The sequence below is a fragment of the Plantibacter flavus genome, assembly GCF_900177615.1.
GTDB classification, from domain to species: domain Bacteria; phylum Actinomycetota; class Actinomycetes; order Actinomycetales; family Microbacteriaceae; genus Plantibacter; species Plantibacter flavus.
In genome coordinates this window covers 635,431-651,507 of sequence record NZ_FXAP01000001.1, presented here as the reverse complement: position 1 = coordinate 651,507, position 16,077 = coordinate 635,431, and the positions used below count along the sequence as shown (strand labels likewise).

At 68.0% G+C, this 16,077-nt stretch carries 16 protein-coding genes, 1 tRNA gene and 1 other RNA gene; 5 read left to right on the top strand and 13 right to left on the bottom strand.

Annotation, left to right across the window (positions count from 1 at the left end):
• Positions 1–23 precede the first annotated feature (23 nt).
• The 3 genes from ilvD to otsA are packed head-to-tail and all read right to left on the bottom strand — an operon-like array spanning position 24 to position 4,121.
• Positions 24–1,718: a dihydroxy-acid dehydratase gene (gene ilvD / locus B9Y95_RS03100; protein ID WP_064296246.1), complete on the bottom strand. Its 1,695-nt coding sequence runs from the start codon at positions 1,716–1,718 to the stop codon at positions 24–26.
• A 1-nt stretch (position 1,719) separates the two neighbouring features.
• Positions 1,720–2,541 (bottom strand): trehalose-phosphatase, encoded by an 822-nt coding sequence (gene otsB, locus B9Y95_RS03095; RefSeq protein ID WP_079705605.1) that lies wholly within the window; start codon positions 2,539–2,541, stop codon positions 1,720–1,722.
• A complete protein-coding gene (gene otsA / locus B9Y95_RS03090) occupies positions 2,538–4,121 on the bottom strand; it encodes an alpha,alpha-trehalose-phosphate synthase (UDP-forming) (RefSeq protein WP_085510580.1) in 1,584 nt (527 codons plus the stop codon). The genes otsB and otsA overlap by 4 nt, the downstream gene beginning before the upstream one ends.
• A gap of 42 nt (positions 4,122–4,163) precedes the next feature.
• Here otsA and B9Y95_RS03085 point away from each other — a divergent pair, with 42 nt between their 5' ends.
• The 3 genes from B9Y95_RS03085 to B9Y95_RS03075 all read left to right on the top strand — a co-directional run bounded on the left by B9Y95_RS03085 (position 4,164) and on the right by B9Y95_RS03075 (position 5,923).
• Positions 4,164–5,012, top strand: coding sequence for a sugar phosphate isomerase/epimerase family protein (locus B9Y95_RS03085; RefSeq protein ID WP_085511037.1), 849 nt, complete (start codon positions 4,164–4,166; stop codon positions 5,010–5,012).
• Positions 5,013–5,016: 4 nt separating this feature from the next.
• Positions 5,017–5,205: a hypothetical protein gene (locus B9Y95_RS03080; protein ID WP_079705603.1), complete on the top strand. Its 189-nt coding sequence runs from the start codon at positions 5,017–5,019 to the stop codon at positions 5,203–5,205.
• A 148-nt stretch (positions 5,206–5,353) separates the two neighbouring features.
• Entirely contained in the window at positions 5,354–5,923 is a 570-nt protein-coding gene (locus B9Y95_RS03075; RefSeq protein WP_085510579.1) for a hypothetical protein, read from the top strand.
• Positions 5,924–6,306: 383 nt separating this feature from the next.
• Here the strand turns inward: B9Y95_RS03075 and B9Y95_RS03070 are convergent.
• Positions 6,307–6,382: transfer RNA gene (locus B9Y95_RS03070), tRNA-Lys, on the bottom strand.
• A gap of 147 nt (positions 6,383–6,529) precedes the next feature.
• Here B9Y95_RS03070 and B9Y95_RS03065 point away from each other — a divergent pair.
• The gene (locus tag B9Y95_RS03065; RefSeq protein ID WP_085510578.1) at positions 6,530–7,333 is read left to right on the top strand and encodes an inositol monophosphatase family protein; all 804 of its coding nucleotides are present in this window, start codon (positions 6,530–6,532) and stop codon (positions 7,331–7,333) included.
• A gap of 63 nt (positions 7,334–7,396) precedes the next feature.
• Entirely contained in the window at positions 7,397–8,380 is a 984-nt protein-coding gene (locus B9Y95_RS03060) for a DNA topoisomerase IB (RefSeq protein ID WP_085510577.1), read from the top strand.
• On the opposite strand, the gene B9Y95_RS03055 is transcribed toward B9Y95_RS03060, so the two are convergent.
• From B9Y95_RS03055 to smpB, 9 genes are all read right to left on the bottom strand, one after another.
• Positions 8,377–8,745: a DUF7882 family protein gene (locus tag B9Y95_RS03055; protein WP_085510576.1), complete on the bottom strand. Its 369-nt coding sequence runs from the start codon at positions 8,743–8,745 to the stop codon at positions 8,377–8,379. The genes B9Y95_RS03060 and B9Y95_RS03055 overlap by 4 nt on opposite strands.
• Before the next feature lie 15 nt (positions 8,746–8,760).
• Positions 8,761–9,138, bottom strand: a complete 378-nt coding sequence (gene mnhG / locus B9Y95_RS03050; protein ID WP_085510575.1) for a monovalent cation/H(+) antiporter subunit G — start codon at positions 9,136–9,138, stop codon at positions 8,761–8,763.
• Complete coding sequence (locus B9Y95_RS03045) at positions 9,135–9,398, bottom strand: monovalent cation/H+ antiporter complex subunit F (RefSeq protein ID WP_085510574.1); 264 nt, start codon at positions 9,396–9,398, stop codon at positions 9,135–9,137. The genes mnhG and B9Y95_RS03045 overlap by 4 nt, the downstream gene beginning before the upstream one ends.
• A complete protein-coding gene (locus tag B9Y95_RS03040) occupies positions 9,398–9,967 on the bottom strand; it encodes a Na+/H+ antiporter subunit E (protein WP_085510573.1) in 570 nt (189 codons plus the stop codon). The genes B9Y95_RS03045 and B9Y95_RS03040 overlap by 1 nt, the downstream gene beginning before the upstream one ends.
• Positions 9,967–11,535, bottom strand: coding sequence for a Na+/H+ antiporter subunit D (locus B9Y95_RS03035; RefSeq protein WP_079705597.1), 1,569 nt, complete (start codon positions 11,533–11,535; stop codon positions 9,967–9,969). The genes B9Y95_RS03040 and B9Y95_RS03035 overlap by 1 nt, the downstream gene beginning before the upstream one ends.
• Complete coding sequence (locus tag B9Y95_RS03030; protein WP_079705596.1) at positions 11,532–12,011, bottom strand: NADH-quinone oxidoreductase subunit K; 480 nt, start codon at positions 12,009–12,011, stop codon at positions 11,532–11,534. Before B9Y95_RS03030 ends, B9Y95_RS03035 begins: the two co-directional genes overlap by 4 nt.
• A complete protein-coding gene (locus B9Y95_RS03025; RefSeq protein WP_085510572.1) occupies positions 12,008–14,938 on the bottom strand; it encodes a Na+/H+ antiporter subunit A in 2,931 nt (976 codons plus the stop codon). Before B9Y95_RS03025 ends, B9Y95_RS03030 begins: the two co-directional genes overlap by 4 nt.
• A gap of 137 nt (positions 14,939–15,075) precedes the next feature.
• Positions 15,076–15,444: a transfer-messenger RNA gene (gene ssrA, locus B9Y95_RS03020) on the bottom strand.
• A 136-nt stretch (positions 15,445–15,580) separates the two neighbouring features.
• Entirely contained in the window at positions 15,581–16,057 is a 477-nt protein-coding gene (gene smpB, locus B9Y95_RS03015) for an SsrA-binding protein SmpB (protein ID WP_056007115.1), read from the bottom strand.
• Positions 16,058–16,077 lie beyond the last annotated feature (20 nt).

The window sequence follows — 16,077 nt, the reverse complement described above, 5'->3', positions numbered from 1 at the left end:
AGATGCACGAACGAGATGCTCGGTTATCCCGTGATCGCGCCCTCCGCTGCGGAGTGCACGAGACGAGAGTACTTTGCGAGAACGCCACGGGTATAGCGCGGGGGAAGAGGCGCCCAGCCGTCGCGGCGGGCTTCCAGCTCTGCTTCGTCGACGAGTAGGTCGAGCGAGCGGCCAGCGATATCGACCCGTATCAGATCACCATCGCGCACGAAGGCGATTGGACCTGCGTCCACCGCTTCGGGTGCTATGTGGCCGATGCACAGTCCGGTTGTGCCGCCTGAGAATCGACCGTCCGTCAACAGTAGTACATCCTTGCCGAGTCCGGCGCCCTTGATGGCGGCCGTGATCGCGAGCATCTCGCGCATCCCCGGCCCACCCTTCGGGCCCTCGTAGCGGATGATGACGACGTCGCCCTTGTTGATCTTGCCTTCGGTGAGCGCGTCCATGGCTCCGCGTTCACGTTCGAAGACCCGCGCGGGTCCTTCGAAGACCTCGGCGTCGAAACCGGCCGTCTTCACGACGGCGCCTTCGGGCGCGAACGACCCCTTGAGGATCGTGATGCCGCCGGTCGCGTGGATCGGGTTGTCGAGCGTGCGGATGACCGTGCCGTCGATCGGGTCGGGGTTGATGTCGGCGAGGTTCTCGGCGACCGTCTTGCCGGTGACCGTGAGGCAGTCGCCGTGCAGCAGACCGGCGTCGAGCAGCGCCTTCATGACCACGGGGACGCCGCCGTGACGGTCGACGTCGTTCATGACGTACTGGCCGAACGGCTTCAGGTCGCCGATGTGCGGCACCTTGTCGCCGATGCGGTTGAAGTCGTCGAGCGTGAGGTCGACCTCGGCCTCGCGGGCGATCGCGAGCAGGTGCAGGACCACGTTCGTCGATCCGCCGAATGCCATCGCGACGGCGATGGCGTTCTCGAACGCCTCCTTCGTCAGGATGTCGCGCGCGGTGATGCCCAGTCGGAGCATGTTGACCACGGCTTCGCCCGAGCGGTGCGCGAAGTAGTCGCGACGGCGGTCGGCCGAGGGCGGCGATGCCGAACCCGGGAGGCTCATGCCGAGCGCCTCGGCGACCGACGCCATCGTGTTGGCCGTGTACATCCCGCCGCAGGCACCCTCGCCCGGGGCGATCGCGCACTCGATGCGCTTCAGGTCCTCTTCGCTCATGTTGCCGGCCTTGCAGGCCCCGACCGCCTCGAAGGAGTCGATGATCGTGACCTCCTTCTCGGTGCCGTCGGAGAGCTTGACCCAACCCGGCGCGATCGATCCGGCGTAGAGGAAGACCGAGGAGAGGTCGAGACGCGCGGCGGCCATGAGCATGCCCGGCAGCGACTTGTCGCAGCCGGCGAGCAGGACCGTGCCGTCGAGGCGCTCGGCCATGACCACGGTCTCGACGCTGTCGGCGATGACCTCGCGCGAGACGAGCGAGAAGTGCATGCCCTCGTGGCCCATGGAGATGCCGTCGGAGACGGAGATGGTGCCGAACTGCAGCGGGTATCCCCCACCCGAGTGCACGCCCTCCTTGGCACCCTGTGCGAGGCGGTCGAGCGAGAGGTTGCAGGGCGTGATCTCGTTCCACGAGCTCGCGATGCCGATCTGGGGCTTGTCCCAGTCCTCGTCGCCCATGCCGACGGCGCGGAGCATGCCGCGCGAAGTGGTCGCCTCGATCCCGTCGGTGACGGCACGACTGCGTGGTTTGATGTCGATCTCTGGCATTTTAAGAGTCTACGGCTTCCTTGTTGCTTCGATATTCCGCGAGCATGCCGAGGACGCGCGCGATCTCGGAGGGTCCTTCGACCCTGAAGTCGGCGGCGGTCACGCCGGTGCCGCTCTTCACCCCGAGGTCGCCGGGGCCGAGTGCGCCGAACGCGTCCTCGTCCGTGACGTCGTCGCCCGCGTAGAACACGGCATCTGCTTTGGTGTACCGCCGGAGGTGTTCGACGGCTTCGCCCTTGGTCGCGCTCCTGAGCGAGAACTCGAGGACGTTCTTGCCCTCTCGAACCGTCAGGGCGCCGAACTCGTCCTTGGTGTGGGCGAGTGCTTCGAGGTGGGCGATCCTGGAGTCTTCTTCACTGGCGAGCCTCGTGTGCAGGGCGAACCCTGCCGGCTTCCGCTCGATCCAGACATTATCGTAACCCTCCGCGACGTCCTGGAGGATCCGTTGGAGGGTCTCCCGCTGTTCGCGTTCCTCATCGTCGAGGGCGAGGGCGTCGTCGGGGTTGTCGAGGCGGATCTCGACGCCGTGCGAGCCGGCGAACAGGGCGTGGTCGGGCAGCTCGGCCACCGCCACGAGACTGTCGATCGCGCGCCCGGACACGAGTGCGACGCGCGTCCCTGGCAGGTCCATCAGCGCTAACACGGCCTTGCGGGCCGCGGGCAGCGCGCGCGCCTGATCCGGGTCGTCGACCTCTGGGGCCAGCGTTCCGTCGAAGTCCAGGGCCACCAGGAGCTTCGGGACGTCGGCCAGGCGGCGGAGTTCCGCACGCAGTCCGAGGGGAAGCCCCCCGAGGGTGTCGGTGGGCTCGTCGGTGGTGCTCATGACTGGGTGGTGCTCCCCTGCTCGATGGTCGGTGACTGGTCGCGCACACGCTGCAACTCGTCGAGGAACGACGCCGACCACCGCGCGACGTCGTACTCCATGACGCGCTTGCGCAGCGCCCGCATGCGACGACCACGCTCGGCCTTCGTCATGTGCACGGCCTGGAGGATCGCCGACTTCATCCCCTCGATGTCGTGCGGGTTGATCTTGAGGGCCTGCTTCAGCTCGTCGGACGCGCCGGCGAACTCGCTCAGCACGAGGACGCCGTCGTTGTCGTAGCGAGCGGCGACGTACTCCTTCGCGACGAGGTTCATGCCGTCGCGCAGTGCCGTGACGAGCATGACGTCGGCGGCGAGGTAGAGGGCAGCCATCTCCTCGCGGGGGTACCCGTGGTGCAGGTACTGGATCGCGGTGTGGCCGATGGTGCCGAAGTCGCCGTTGATCCGGCCGACCGTCTGCTCGATGTCGTCGCGGAGCTGACGGTACGTCTCGACGCGTTCGCGGCTGGGGCTGGCGACCTGGACGAGCGTGACGTCCTCGACCGCGAGCTTGCCCTGTGCGAGGAGTTCGCCGAAGGCCTTGAGTCGGTGTCCGATGCCCTTCGTGTAGTCGAGGCGGTCGACGCCGAGCATGATCGTCTCCGGGTTGCCGAGCTCCTCGCGGATCTGCTTGGCACGGGCGATGATCTCGGGGCGCTGCGCGAGGGCCTGGTACCCCTTGCTGTCGATCGAGATCGGGAAGTGCCGGGCGATCACCGTGCGGTACGGGGCGCCACGCTTCGAGGCGACGGGTGCCGCATCCGTCGTGACCGACACGAGTGCCGCATCGAGCGGGACCTGGATCGCGGCCCCCTTCGTCTCGTACCCGAACAGGCGGCGGACCGCCCGGGAGAAGTTGCCCGCGTCCGCGACGCGCTGGAAGCCGATGACGTCGGCGCCGAGCAGTCCCTCGATGATCTGGCGTCGCCATGGGAGCTGCGAGTAGATGCCGTAGGCCGGGAACGGGATGTGGTTGAAGAAGCCGATCGTGAGATCGGGTCGCAGCTCACGCAGGATCTTCGGAACGAGCTGCAGCTGGTAGTCCTGCACCCAGACCGTCGCGCCGTCGGACGCGGCCGCTGCGGCCGCCTCCGCGAACCGTCGGTTCACGGCGACGTAGGAGTCCCACCACTCGCGGTGGTAGCTCGGCGGAGCGATGACGTCGTGGTAGAGCGGCCAGATGGTGTCGTTCGAGAAGCCCTCGTAGTAGCGGGCGATCTCGTCCTCGGACAGCGGGACGGGGATGATCCACATGTCGTCGTTGTCGAACGGCTCGATCTCGAGGTCGGCGGAGCCGGCCCATCCGATCCATGCGCCGTCCGCACCGCGCATGACGGGTTCGAGGGCGGTCACGAGTCCACCGGGTGAGGTCCGCCAGCTCTCGGCACCGTCTGCATCGACGACGCGGTCGACCGGCAGCCGGTTGGATACCACGATGAAGTCGAAGGTCGACGCTGATCCGCCGTCAGGCGCGGAATATCTGGTGATGATGGCCCTCCCGGGGTACTCGGGTTCGCTGTTCAGGCTAGCAGCGTTCCGCATGGCGAAACCGCGTGTTCAGACGGCGAGCATATGCTTGCGCTGATGATCCGCCATGGCATGAGCACCTCCTGCGTCTACCCGCTGGGAACCCGGCGCGCGTTCGAGTTGGCCGTCGAAGCCGGCTACGACGGCGTCGAGGTCATGGTCACCCAGGACCGCGTGACGCAGGACGCCGACGCCCTCCGCGCCCTCGCCGCCGAGTCCGGGCTCGACATCCTCTCGATCCACGCGCCGGTCCTGACCCGGACCGCGTTCGTCTGGGGCCGCGACCATCGGGAGAAGCTCCGCCGCTCGGCTGAGCTGGCCGTCGCCGTCGGGGCGTCGACCGTCGTCGTCCACCCGCCGTTCCGGTGGCAGCGGCGCTACGCGCACGCCTTCGTCGACCTCGTCGCGGAATTGACCGAGACGCACGGACTCGAGCTGGCCGTCGAGAACATGGCGTGCTTCCAGAGCCGCGGGCTCCGGGTGCAGCCGTTCGCCTTCGGCTACGACCCGGCCCCACTCGCCTGCGCCGCCCTGACGCTCGACTTCTCCCACGCGGCCCTCGCGGGTGAGGACTCGCTCGAGATCGCGACCCGCTACGCCGGCCGCCTCCGACACGTGCACCTGTGCGACGGGACCGCTCCATCGCCGCGTGGTGCCTTCCTCGACGAGCACCTCCTCCCGGGCGACGGTGAGCAGCCGGTCGCCGAGGTCCTCGAGCTGCTGCGCGCGGCGGACTGGTCGGGAAGCATCGTCGCGGAGGTGCACCTGCCCGCGACCGGCGGCGACGCGCTCCGCCTCGCCCAGCTGCGGGCCTCACTGGCCTTCGCGAAGCGTGCTTTCGCTAGCACAGGCGAGAACCCGAAGGAAAGCCCGGATGCGGGGGGCCTCCCCTACCGGCTAGCGTGAAGTCATGCGCAAATTCCTCTTCAACGGCAGCATGATCTCCACGGTCTTCGGCGGGATCTCCGCTCTCCAGGCGACCCGACAGGGACCGCGGGACTGGAAGCTCGCCCTCCTCTGGGTGAGCTGGGGCATCTCGCTCGCCCTCGCGATCAGCTCGGTGCTCGACGACAGCAAGCAGGCGGAGATCGGCCGCTGAGGTCGCGCCGCCCGCGCTACCACGACCGCCCGGAAAACCCGAGAATTGGGACGCTCACCCGCGTGTCTCCGCGTCGTTCCGCGCCTGGTGATCGACAATGAAGGCAGTCCAGCCTCACGGATGATCCGCTTTCGATGAAGGGCCCGCCATGTTCGGTCGCCGACGCCACGCAGCACCAGTCTCCGCATCGAAGCTGACCGAGAAGCAGCTGTTCGACCTCGTCCACGCTCGACTGGCGAGTGAGCTCGGTGCCAACGGCGCCTGGGTGCTGTCGCGCCGTACCCCGAGTTCCGGCGACGAGATCTTCCACGAGGTCTACGCCCAGCAGCTCGCCCACGACATCGCGACGGACATCGACCTCGAGCAGGCTGCGGTGACGGTCCGTGCCGAGGCCGCTCCGGCGCGCGGATGGCGGTTGTGGTCTCGTGGCCAGGAAGAAGCCGCGGTCGATGTCGCTGACGAGGTCGAGACCGTCGAGGTCATCGAGCCGGCTGCCGCCGAGGAACCTGCCGCCATCACCGAGACGATCGACGCGCTGTCCGAGGTGAAGGCCGATGACGACCACCCCGAGGCGGCGGCTGACGACACTGAGCCGACGCTCGTCGAGCGGACCCTCCTCGAGCCGCAGCACTACCCCATCACCGTGTGGGCCGAACCCGAGTTCATCGACGCGAGCCTCGTCAACCCGGTGCCGGCGCGCCGCAGCTCGGTCGCCTGACCGGCGACGCACGTCGACAACGGCCGTCCACTCCGGTGGGCGGCCGTTTCGTCGTACCGGGCCGTTGAGCGGGCATGACGCCTCATCGAACCCGAATCGATGAGGCGTCACGGCGCTGGTGGGCACGAATGCCCGACCGTCGCTCTGCTCCGCACGGTGGGGTGACCACGCGGAGGCTTTCGTCGGCAAGGGCAGGACCCGATCCCGCCATGCTGCCGACCCTTCCAGGGTCTCATGCCTCGGCCCGACTCCGGCCCGATGACGCGAATCGGACGGGAGCTGTCGCGAAACGTCACCGGAGCGTTTCGTCGGGCCGCAGGCTCGAACACGAGTCGAGCCGAAACGCAGAACGGCCCCGTCCGAAGACGAGGCCGTTGCTGGCGTGGTGCACCCCCCCGGACTTGAACCGGGAACCCACTGATTAAGAGTCAGTTGCTCTGCCAATTGAGCTAGAGGTGCGTGGTTTCGGAGTGTTCCGAACCGAGATATGACACTAGCACCCAACTGGCCCGGGTGCGAAATCGAGTCGGTCGGCGTGTCGCGGAGGCACGTCGCCGGCCCCTCGAGCGTCGTTCGATCAGGCCCGCGCGACCCTATCCTGGAGAGGTGACCGAACCCGTGACCGTCTCCCCCGCCGACCTCGATCTCGCGCTCCGGCTCGCCGACGCGGCCGACCGCATCGCGATGGACCGCTTCGAGGCCCGCGACCTCGAAGTCTCCACCAAGCCGGACCGCTCGCACGTCACGGACGCCGACCTCGCCGTCGAACGCGCCATCCGTGGCATCCTCGAGACCGAGCGCCCGGACGACGGCGTGTTCGGCGAGGAGTACGGCGCGCAGGGCCCGACGGATCGCCAGTGGATCATCGACCCGATCGACGGGACGGCGAACTTCCTCCGCGGTGTCTCGAACTGGGCGACGCTCATCTCCCTCGCCGTCGACGGCGTGCCTGTCGTCGGCGTCGTGAGCGCACCCGCCATGCACGCCCGCTGGTGGGGTGCCATCGGGCACGGTGCGTGGGGCGTCCGGTTCGGCGAGACCACCCCGCGCCGGCTGTCCGTCTCGGGGGTCTCCGACCTCGCCGACGCGTCCTTCAGCTTCCAGAGCATCGCGCAGTGGGCCTCGGTCGGGCGGATCCCCCAGCTACTGGCCCTGTGCGGCTCCCTGTGGCGCGATCGGGCCATCGGTGACATGTGGCCCTACATGCTCCTCGCAGAGGGCTCGATCGACGCTGTGGCCGAATTCGGCGTGCAGGAGTACGACCTGGGCGCCCACGTGCCGATCGTCCTCGAGGCCGGCGGTCGCTTCACGGACATCGACGGCATCGAGACCATCTCCACGCGGAGCTCCCTCGCGACGAACGGGCGCCTGCACGACGCCTTCCTCGCCGAGCTGCCACCCGTCGGCTGACACGAGCGCACGGCACCGCGCAAGCCCGCCGAGCGGGATCCGGCCGCGTCGTACGCTGGGCGGATGGTACGACTGAGGCGCAGCGACGTGAACGGACAGGGCATCCGACGGGTTCGATCCGGGCGCGGTTTCAGCTACCGGTTGCCGGACGGCTCGCTCCTCGACGATCAGGAGATCCGAGCCCGGATCGAAGGCCTCGTGGTGCCTCCCGCGTGGAACGAGGTCTGGATCACCCCCTACGCGAACGGGCACATCCAGGCGACCGGGATCGATGCGGCCGGGCGACGGCAGTACCTCTATCACCCGTCGTGGCGCGAGCGTCAGGACCGGAGCAAGTTCGACCGCGCCCTGGCCCTCGCCGAGGCCCTTCCTGCCGCGCGAGGTCGGGTCACGCGGGACCTCCGGCTCGAGGGGTACCCACTGGCACGGGTGTCAGCCGGCGCATTCCGCATGCTCGACACCGGCTCCCTGCGCGTGGGCGGCGAGCAGTACGCGGAGGCGAACGGCAGTCATGGCCTGTCGACCCTCGAGGGTGCACACGCTCGCGTGAGCGGCGACACCGTCGCGCTGAAGTTCCCGGCGAAGAGTGGACAGCCCTGGGAGTCCGACATCGTCGACGCCGACCTGGCCTCGCTCATCCGATCCTTGAAGCGCCGTGGACCGCACGCCCGCCTCCTGGCCTGGAAGGACGGGAACCGGTGGCGCCACCTCCAGGCGAGCCAGATCAACGACTACGTCCGGGCGCAGACGAACGGCGAGTTCACCGCGAAGGACTTCCGGACGCTGCACGGCACCGTCGCGGCCGCGGAGAGCCTGGCGAAGGCCGGACCCGTGCAGAGCAAGACAGCGCGCTCGAAGGTCCTCGCACAGGCCATGCGCGACGCGGCTGCGGTCCTCGGCAACACCCCGGCGATTGCGAAGTCCAGCTACGTCGACCCGCGGGTCGTCGATCGCTACACGCACGGCGAGACGATCCCACCGGACGGTCGCGGCTCACCGGAGACAGCGCTCCGCGTCCTGCTCGTCGGGACGGACGACCCGTCCTAGCCGTGGTCCTGGTCGTGAGGCTCGGTGCCCGCGGCGCGCGACGCCCCGTTCCCCGCGAGATACCCCTCGACCTCGGACTCCGGGATGAGCTGCAGCCCTCGCGGGGTGTGCGATGAATCCGAGAGGACCTCGAGCCACGCGCGGTTGAGTTCCGGCGGGCGGCTCCCGAAGAAGCGGAACTGCAGCGGGATGCTCGGGGACAACCAGAGCGAGCGTCGTCCCGAACCGTGTTCGGGATCGTTCGCCCAGCTGAGGAAGAAACTCTCCTGTCGGCGCAGCTTCGCCCCGATGACGGCCTTCAGGTGCGCGAGCGCGCGGTCTTCGATCTCGTACTCGTCGCCGGACCCGTAGATGAGCATTCCCATGGGGACATTGTGCCGCTATTCGGGCGTGTGGCCGGGATGTCGTTCCTCGCCGAGTTCTTCGCGTCCCGCGAGCTCGTCGCGGACGAGGACGGCCGCGTCGAAGTTGCCGCTCCGGTACGCCGCCCGGGCGACCATGTGCGCGGAGATCGGCGCGGTGAGGCTCTGGAACACGATGATCGCGATCGCGATCGTGATGGTCCCGACCGTCGGGCTCGAGACGGCGACATCGGCCATGATCGCGATGAGCCCGAGGATCTGCGGCTTGGTGGCCGCGTGCAGGCGGGACAGCACGTCGGGGAAGCGCAGGAGGCCGACGCCGGCGGCGAAGCACATGATCGCCCCGACGAGCACGAGGGCGCCGGTGACGATGTCGCGGATCAGCTCGCCGGTCATGCGTCGTCCTGCTTCGACATGAAGCGGGCGACGCTGACCGAGCCGACGATCGCGAACATCGCGAGCGCCAGGAGGACCGGCAGGCCGTCCGTGTGACGGTTGATCGCCATCTCGGCCCCGATCGCGCACATGACGGTGGCGACGAGCACGTCGGAGGCGATCACGCGGTCGAGGAGGCTCGGCCCGCGGATGATCCGGTAGACCGCTGCGAGAGCCGCGGCACCGAACAGCACGGCGACGATGATGATCACGACGAGCATCACTGCCCCCTTCCGATCGAGACGTGGTCATGGTCGTGGCGGAGGGCGTCCGCCTCGGCGCGGGATCCGATCGCGAGGATGAGCCGTCGCTCCGTTCCGAGGACCTCGGCGACGACCTCGTCGATGTCGGCGTCGTCGTGCACGTTCAACGCGTGCAGGTAGAGCGTCGAGGCCGTGCGGTCGAGGTCGACCACGATCGAGCCTGGGACGATCGAGACCGCCTCGGCCGTCCAGCTCATGATGAGGTCGGAGGTCGTCCGCAGACGGACCGCGATCACCGCGTTACTGGAGCGGAACCTCGGTTTGAGGACGAGCCACGCGATCTCCGCACTCGCCCGCACGATGTCGACGAGGAGCTTGCCCAGGAAGATCGCGGTCCGCCAGAGGTTGATGCGGCCGCTCAGCTCGACGGCCGGCAGGTAGAACAGGAACGACACCAGCAACGCGACCCCGAGGCCGGTGACGAGGGTGAGCAGGTCGAACATCCCCCACAGGAGACACCAGAGCAGGATGAGTCCGGCCAGCAGGAGGGCCTGGCTGAACAGTGCGCGACGACGTGACGGTTGCATTACTTCAGGTGCTCCGTTCCGTCGGGGAAGACCGCGGTGATGTAGTTGTCCGGGTCCTCGATGTTCTCAGCCGCCCGCGTGGCCAGTCCGAAGAGCGGCCCCGCGAAGACCGTCAGGGCGAGGGTCAACGCGACCATGCCGGTCGTGGCACCGATCATCGGGCGCGAGATGGTCTTGGTGTCGACCGAGCCCGAGTCCTCGGGGCTCTCCGCGAGCTGGTCGAGCAACGGCGACGAGTATCCGGCGACCTCGTCCTTCCCACGCCAGAAGCCCATGTTCCACACGCGCGCCAACGCGTACAGGGTCAGGAGCGAGGTCGCGGCTCCGGCGGCGATGAGGATGTACGACAGCGGGTCGCCCAGGGCGACACCCGCCTGGAACAGCCCGATCTTGCCGAGGAAGCCCGAGAACGGCGGGATGCCGCCGAGGTTCATCGCTCCGATGAAGAACAGCACGCCGACGATCGGCGAGGCCTTCAGGATCCCGCCGAGCCGGGAGATGGAGGTCGTCCCACCGATCCGCTCGACGAGACCGGTGGTGAGGAACAGCGTGGTCTGGACGACGATGTGGTGGACGATGTAGTAGATCGTCGCGGCGGTCCCGGCGACCCCGCCGACGGCGATGCCGAAGATCATGTAACCGATATGGCTTACCAGGGTGAACGACAACAGTCGTTTGATGTCGGCCTGGGCGACCGCGCCGAAGATGCCGATGAGCAAGGTCAGGAAGGCGATGACCATCAACGGTGTCGCCAGCGGCACGTCCTTGAAGATGAGTGTGTCGGTCCGGATGATCGCGTACACACCCACCTTCGTCAGCAGGCCCGCGAACACCGCCGTGACCGGCGCCGGCGCGGTCGGGTAGGAGTCGGGCAGCCAGAACGACAGCGGGAACACCGCCGCCTTCACCGCGAAGCCGAGCAGCAGTGCGGCGCAGAGGATCGCCTGCACCTCCATCGGCAGGTCGCGCACGCGGTCCGCCACGAGGGCGATCGTCACCGTGCCCGTCGCGCCGTAGATGAGGGCGATCGCGGCGACGAAGAGCAGTGACGACATGAGGCTGATGACGATGTACGTGACGCCGGCGCGGATCCGCGCTCCGGTGCCGCCCAGGGTGAGGAGGACGTAGCTGGAGGCGAGGAGCATCTCGAAGCCGACGTACATGTTGAAGAGGTCGCCCGCGACGAAGGCGTCGAACAGCCCGGCCGCCAGCACCAGGTAGGTCGGGTGGAAGATCGACACCGGCGTCTCGCGGTCGCCGTCGACGATGCCCTGACCGATGGCGAAGATGAGGACGCCCAGCAGCATCAAGGCGGCGACGAGCAGCATGATCGCGGACAGCCGATCGACGACGAGCACGATCCCCCACGGCGGGGACCAGCCGCCCAGCTCGACGACGATCGTGCCGCTCTGGTCGACGGCAGCGAGCAGGATCGCGCTGATCACGGTCACCGCGGTGAGCGCGACGACGCTGATCGCCACCTGCGTCTTGCGGCGGTTGCGGAACATGAGCGCGATCGCCGAGCCGATCAGCGGGATCATGACCACGAGTGGGACGAGTGCGTTCATTCGCCTGCCCCCTTCCTGGTCGTGTGACTGTCGTCGCCGTGCTCGTTGCTCTCGTCGAGGACCCGTTGGATGGCCTCGTCGTCCAGGTCGACCTGGTTGAAGACCGCCTCCGTCGCCGCCTCCGTGTCGTCGGCGTGCTCGTCGCTGAGGGTGTCGCCCTCGTCGCCGAGCTGTGCCAACCACCAGGTCCGGTAGATGAGGGCCAGGATGAAGGCGGTCACACCGAAGTTGATGACGATGGCCGTGAGCATGAGCACCTGCGGCACCGGATCGACCATGCGGTCGTCGGAGGCGGTGCCCGTGACGAGCGGTGCGGTGCCGCTCGGGCCGCTCATGATCAGGATGAGGAGGTTCGTCGCATTACCGACGAGCACGAATCCGATGAGGAACCTGGTGAGGCTCCGCTCGAGCATGACGTACACCCCGGTGCCGTACATGACGGCCATCAGGACGACGAGGGTCAGTGAGGCGCTCATTGCTCGGCCTCACTCGCCGAGAACTCGTCCGTACTCTGCTCGTCGATGTCGGCTTCCTCCTGTTGACGGTCGACTTCGGCCCCGAGACTGCGCAGGATGTCGAGCGCCAGTCCGACGACGACGAGGTAGACGCCGATGTCGAAGATGCTGGACGTGCCGAACGAGAGGTGTCCGAGGATCGGGACGTCGGCCGAGAAGTACGCGGACTGGAGCGCCTCACCGCCGAAGAACAGGGACCCGACCGCCGTCCCCACCGCCAGCAGCAGACCGATGCCGAGCACCTTGCCCGCGTCGATCGGCACGGCTTCGCCGAGCTCGTAGCGTCCGCCGGCGAGATACCGCATCACGAGCGCGAGGCCCGCGAGCAGACCGCCGGCGAAGCCACCGCCCGGCTCGTTGTGGCCGACGAAGAGGAGGAAGACGGAGACGACGATCGCCGGGTGGAAGAGGAGCCGCACGAGGACCTCGAGGAGGATCGAACGGTTCGCCTCGGCGATCGCCCGGCCACCGATGAGCCATGAGTGCCGTCCTACAGCGTCGCGGGGCGCCTCCATCTCGCTGTCCGCGAGGTGGGGGTCCGACACGACCTGGGATCGGAGGCCCGGGATCCGTCGACGCCGCGCACCGCTGAGGCGCGGGACCTCGGCGCCCCGCTGTGAGACGAAGAGCAGGCTCGCGATACCGGTGGCCACCACGACGAGCACGGAGATCTCGCCCATGGTGTCCCAGGCCCGGATGTCGACGAGCATCACGTTGACGATGTTCTTGCCGTGGCCCTCCTCGACGGCGAGCCGTGGCAGCTCGGTCGCGATGCTCTCGGCCTGTCGGGCGCCCAGGGCGATGACTCCGATGAGTCCCATGACCAGGCCGGTGAACGTCCCGATGACGACCCGACGGACGCGGTGGACCGGAGCGTTGCGCTGGGCGATCTTGGCCGGGAGTCGGCGGAGCACGAGGACGAACACCACGATCGTGATCGTCTCGACGAGGGCCTGGGTGAGCGCGAGGTCGGGAGCGCCGTGCAGGGCGAACAGCGCGACGAGCCCGAACCCGGTGACGCCGACGAGCAGCACGGCGGCCATGCGCTGCTTCGCCCGGGCGGCCGCGATCGCCGCGGTCGCCATGATGAAGGCGATGGCCACCTGGGCGGGGTAGTCCCACAGCCGGATCTCACTCGGCCAGGCGCGCCCGAGGAGGGCGATCGTGCCGAGGGTCAGGACGAAGACCACGAGGATGGTGGACAGGTACTGGACGAGCCCGCCGCGCTGGGCGAACAGGGTGACCTTCGCGGAGAGCCGGTCGATGCCCTGGGTGGCCGCCCAGTACCCCTTCGAGGAGTCGATGAGGGGTGGCAGGCGGTCCTGCAGACGCGCGACCGGGAGCCTCCAGCGGAAGAGCAGCAGACCGAGCAGCACGACGACGGCCGAGATGCCGAGCGCCGGCTCGAGGCCGTGCCAGAGCGCGAGGTGGTAGTCGCCCTCCCCCACGGAGTCCGCGTAGGGCGCGAGCACCGTGTCGATGGGCTTCGTCGCGAAGCCGAGAGCGATGGTCGCGACGGCGAGGATGCCCGGCGCGATCATGATCGTTCCGGATTCGGCATGCAGTTCGGTCGGCGCGGCGCCGCGCCGGTCTCCGAAGGCGCCCCAGAGGAACCGGGCGCTGTACGCGACGGTCAGCACGGACCCGACGGCGGTCCCGATGATCGCGACCCAACCCCACACGTCGCCCTCGAGCGCGCCTTCCAGCAGTGAGGTGAAGACGGCCTCCTTCGCGACGAACCCGAAGAGCGGTGGGATGCCGGCCATCGAGGCGACCGCGATCGCCGCGATGACGGCGAGCACCGGCGTCTGACGCCCCAGGCCGGAGAGGTGCCGCCAGTCACGCGTCCCGGCACGGTGGTCGATGATGCCGACCACGAGGAAGAGCGCCGCCTTGTAGATGGCGTGGGCGAGCAGGAGCGCGACGGCGGCCAGAGCCGAATCGCGGGTGCCGTATCCCGAGATGACCATCAGGAATCCGAGCTGGCTCACCGTCCCGTAAGCCAGGACCAGCTTGAGGTCGTACTGACGCAGCGACCGCCAGGCGCCGGCGACCATGGTGAGGACGCCCAGACCGACGAGCATCGCGTCCCAACCCGGGGTGTCGGCGTAACCGGGAGCGAGTCTCGCGACGAGGTAGATACCGGCCTTCACCATCGCCGCAGCGTGCAGATAGGCGCTCACGGGCGTCGGTGCGGCCATCGCGGCGGGCAGCCAGAAGTGGAACGGGACGAGCGCCGACTTCGAGATCGCGCCGACGAGGATGAGGAGGATGGCGACGGTGGTCGCGGGGCTGGTCAGGCCCTGCTCGACGATCGAGGCGAGCGAGGTGCTCTCCGCCTGCACGGAGATCATGATGACGCCGACGAGCATGACGAGCCCGCCGAAGGTCGTCACCAGGAGCGCCTGGAGCGCGGCACCGCGACTCTCCTTGCGATCGGTGTAGTGCCCGATCAGCAGGTAGGAGAGCACACTCGTGATCTCCCAGAACATGAACATGACGATGATGTCGTCGGCGGTCACGAGGCCGAACATCGTGCCGGCGAAGGCGAAGAGGAGCGCGGCGAAGCGACCGAGGCCGGGCTCGGTCGAGGAGAAGTAGCGGCCGCAGTAGAGCAGCACCAGGGCACCGACGCCGGTCACGACGAGGGACAGCAGCCAGGCGAGCGTGTCCATCCGGAACGAGAGCGCGATGCTCAGTTGCGGGATCCACTCGATCGTCTCGACGACCGTGCCGCCGGCCGTGACCGTGCCGGTCTGGAAGAGCGTCCAGACGAATGCCGCCGCGGGCATACACGCGATGACGTAGAAGACCTTCGTCGACAGCACTCGAGTGAGTGTGGGCGTGGCGACGGCGATCGCAGCAAAAACAAGCAGGATTGTCGCCATGCAGGTCTCCCGGGTGGTGGCGGCCTCTGGACTCCCAGGTTAGCAGCCCGTCGGTACCCCTCCGACCCCAGGAACGACGACAGGCCCCCACAAGAGCGAGGGCCTGTCGTCGACTCGGCAGCGTGTGACAACGTCCGGAGTGGAGATGGGGGGAATTGAACCCCCGTCCACTGCTGTGATTCTGCGCCTTCTACGGGCGTATCCCTTAATGCGTTCTACTCGGCCCCGACCATTGACAAGGGCATCTTGGTCGACGGGCCCAGCCGAAGAAAAGTCCCGGATGACGTCGCGGCTCCGTCATCCAGCAAGTCCCCTAGATGACGCCAGGATCCGAGACGGGGACACGCTCGGTCTGACGGACTATCGGGCTCGCTTAAGCAGCGAGGGCGAAGTCAGTGCGCTTAGAGTTGGCACTTGTTGTTTTGCAGAGATCGTTGACGAGATAACCCTGCATCCTCGACCCGCTTCTCGCAGTTTCGCAGGCAATGTCGAAACCGATCATCCCCATGGACTCAGCGCCTCGGAGAACGAGGCGAAGAGGGTCGTTGTCACACGCTGTCGAGTTGTCAATCCACCGCGAACGGTGGACGAGCACCTTGCGGTGCAGCTTTCAAGTGTACCGCGCCCGAGGGGCACTGTCACCTATTCGCCGAGCCGGTTCCTGGTGGCCATCGCGCGCGCGGCCTCACGGGTGTCCTGCTTCTCGCGCAGGGCATGCCGCTTGTCGTATTCCTTTTTACCCTTCGCCACGGCGATCTCCACCTTGGCCTTGCCGTCCTTGAAGTAGATCTTCAACGGCACGAGGGTGAAACCTCCGGGGGCGATCTTGTGGGCGATCTTGTCGATCTGCTCACGGTGCAGCAGCAGCTTGCGCTTCCGCCGCGGCGGGTGGTTCGTCCACGTGCCCTGACCGTACTCGGGGATGTGCACCGCGTCGAGCCACGCCTCACGGCGGTCGATGAAGGCGTACCCGTCGACGAGCGACGCCCGCCCGGCTCGCAGCGACTTCACCTCGGTACCCGTCAAGACCATGCCGGCCTCGTAGGTGTCCTCGATCGTGTAGTCGTGGCGGGCCTTGCGGTTCGTGGCCACGACGTTCTCGCCCCGTTCCCTCGGCACGGTGTACTCCTGACGTTCTG

Coding starts and splice junctions, on each gene's coding strand:
- B9Y95_RS03075 (WP_085510579.1), top strand. CDS start 5,354: ATGTTCGGTCGCCGACGCCACGCAGCACCAGTCTCCGCATCGAAGCTG.
- B9Y95_RS03030 (WP_079705596.1), bottom strand. CDS start 12,011: ATGAGCGCCTCACTGACCCTCGTCGTCCTGATGGCCGTCATGTACGGC.
- otsB (WP_079705605.1), bottom strand. CDS start 2,541: ATGAGCACCACCGACGAGCCCACCGACACCCTCGGGGGGCTTCCCCTC.
- B9Y95_RS03035 (WP_079705597.1), bottom strand. CDS start 11,535: ATGAACGCACTCGTCCCACTCGTGGTCATGATCCCGCTGATCGGCTCG.
- B9Y95_RS03060 (WP_085510577.1), top strand. CDS start 7,397: ATGGTACGACTGAGGCGCAGCGACGTGAACGGACAGGGCATCCGACGG.
- mnhG (WP_085510575.1), bottom strand. CDS start 9,138: ATGACCGGCGAGCTGATCCGCGACATCGTCACCGGCGCCCTCGTGCTC.
- B9Y95_RS03040 (WP_085510573.1), bottom strand. CDS start 9,967: ATGCAACCGTCACGTCGTCGCGCACTGTTCAGCCAGGCCCTCCTGCTG.
- otsA (WP_085510580.1), bottom strand. CDS start 4,121: ATGCGGAACGCTGCTAGCCTGAACAGCGAACCCGAGTACCCCGGGAGG.
- ilvD (WP_064296246.1), bottom strand. CDS start 1,718: ATGCCAGAGATCGACATCAAACCACGCAGTCGTGCCGTCACCGACGGG.
- B9Y95_RS03045 (WP_085510574.1), bottom strand. CDS start 9,398: ATGCTCGTCGTGATCATCATCGTCGCCGTGCTGTTCGGTGCCGCGGCT.
- B9Y95_RS03085 (WP_085511037.1), top strand. CDS start 4,164: ATGATCCGCCATGGCATGAGCACCTCCTGCGTCTACCCGCTGGGAACC.
- B9Y95_RS03055 (WP_085510576.1), bottom strand. CDS start 8,745: ATGGGAATGCTCATCTACGGGTCCGGCGACGAGTACGAGATCGAAGAC.
- B9Y95_RS03080 (WP_079705603.1), top strand. CDS start 5,017: ATGCGCAAATTCCTCTTCAACGGCAGCATGATCTCCACGGTCTTCGGC.
- B9Y95_RS03025 (WP_085510572.1), bottom strand. CDS start 14,938: ATGGCGACAATCCTGCTTGTTTTTGCTGCGATCGCCGTCGCCACGCCC.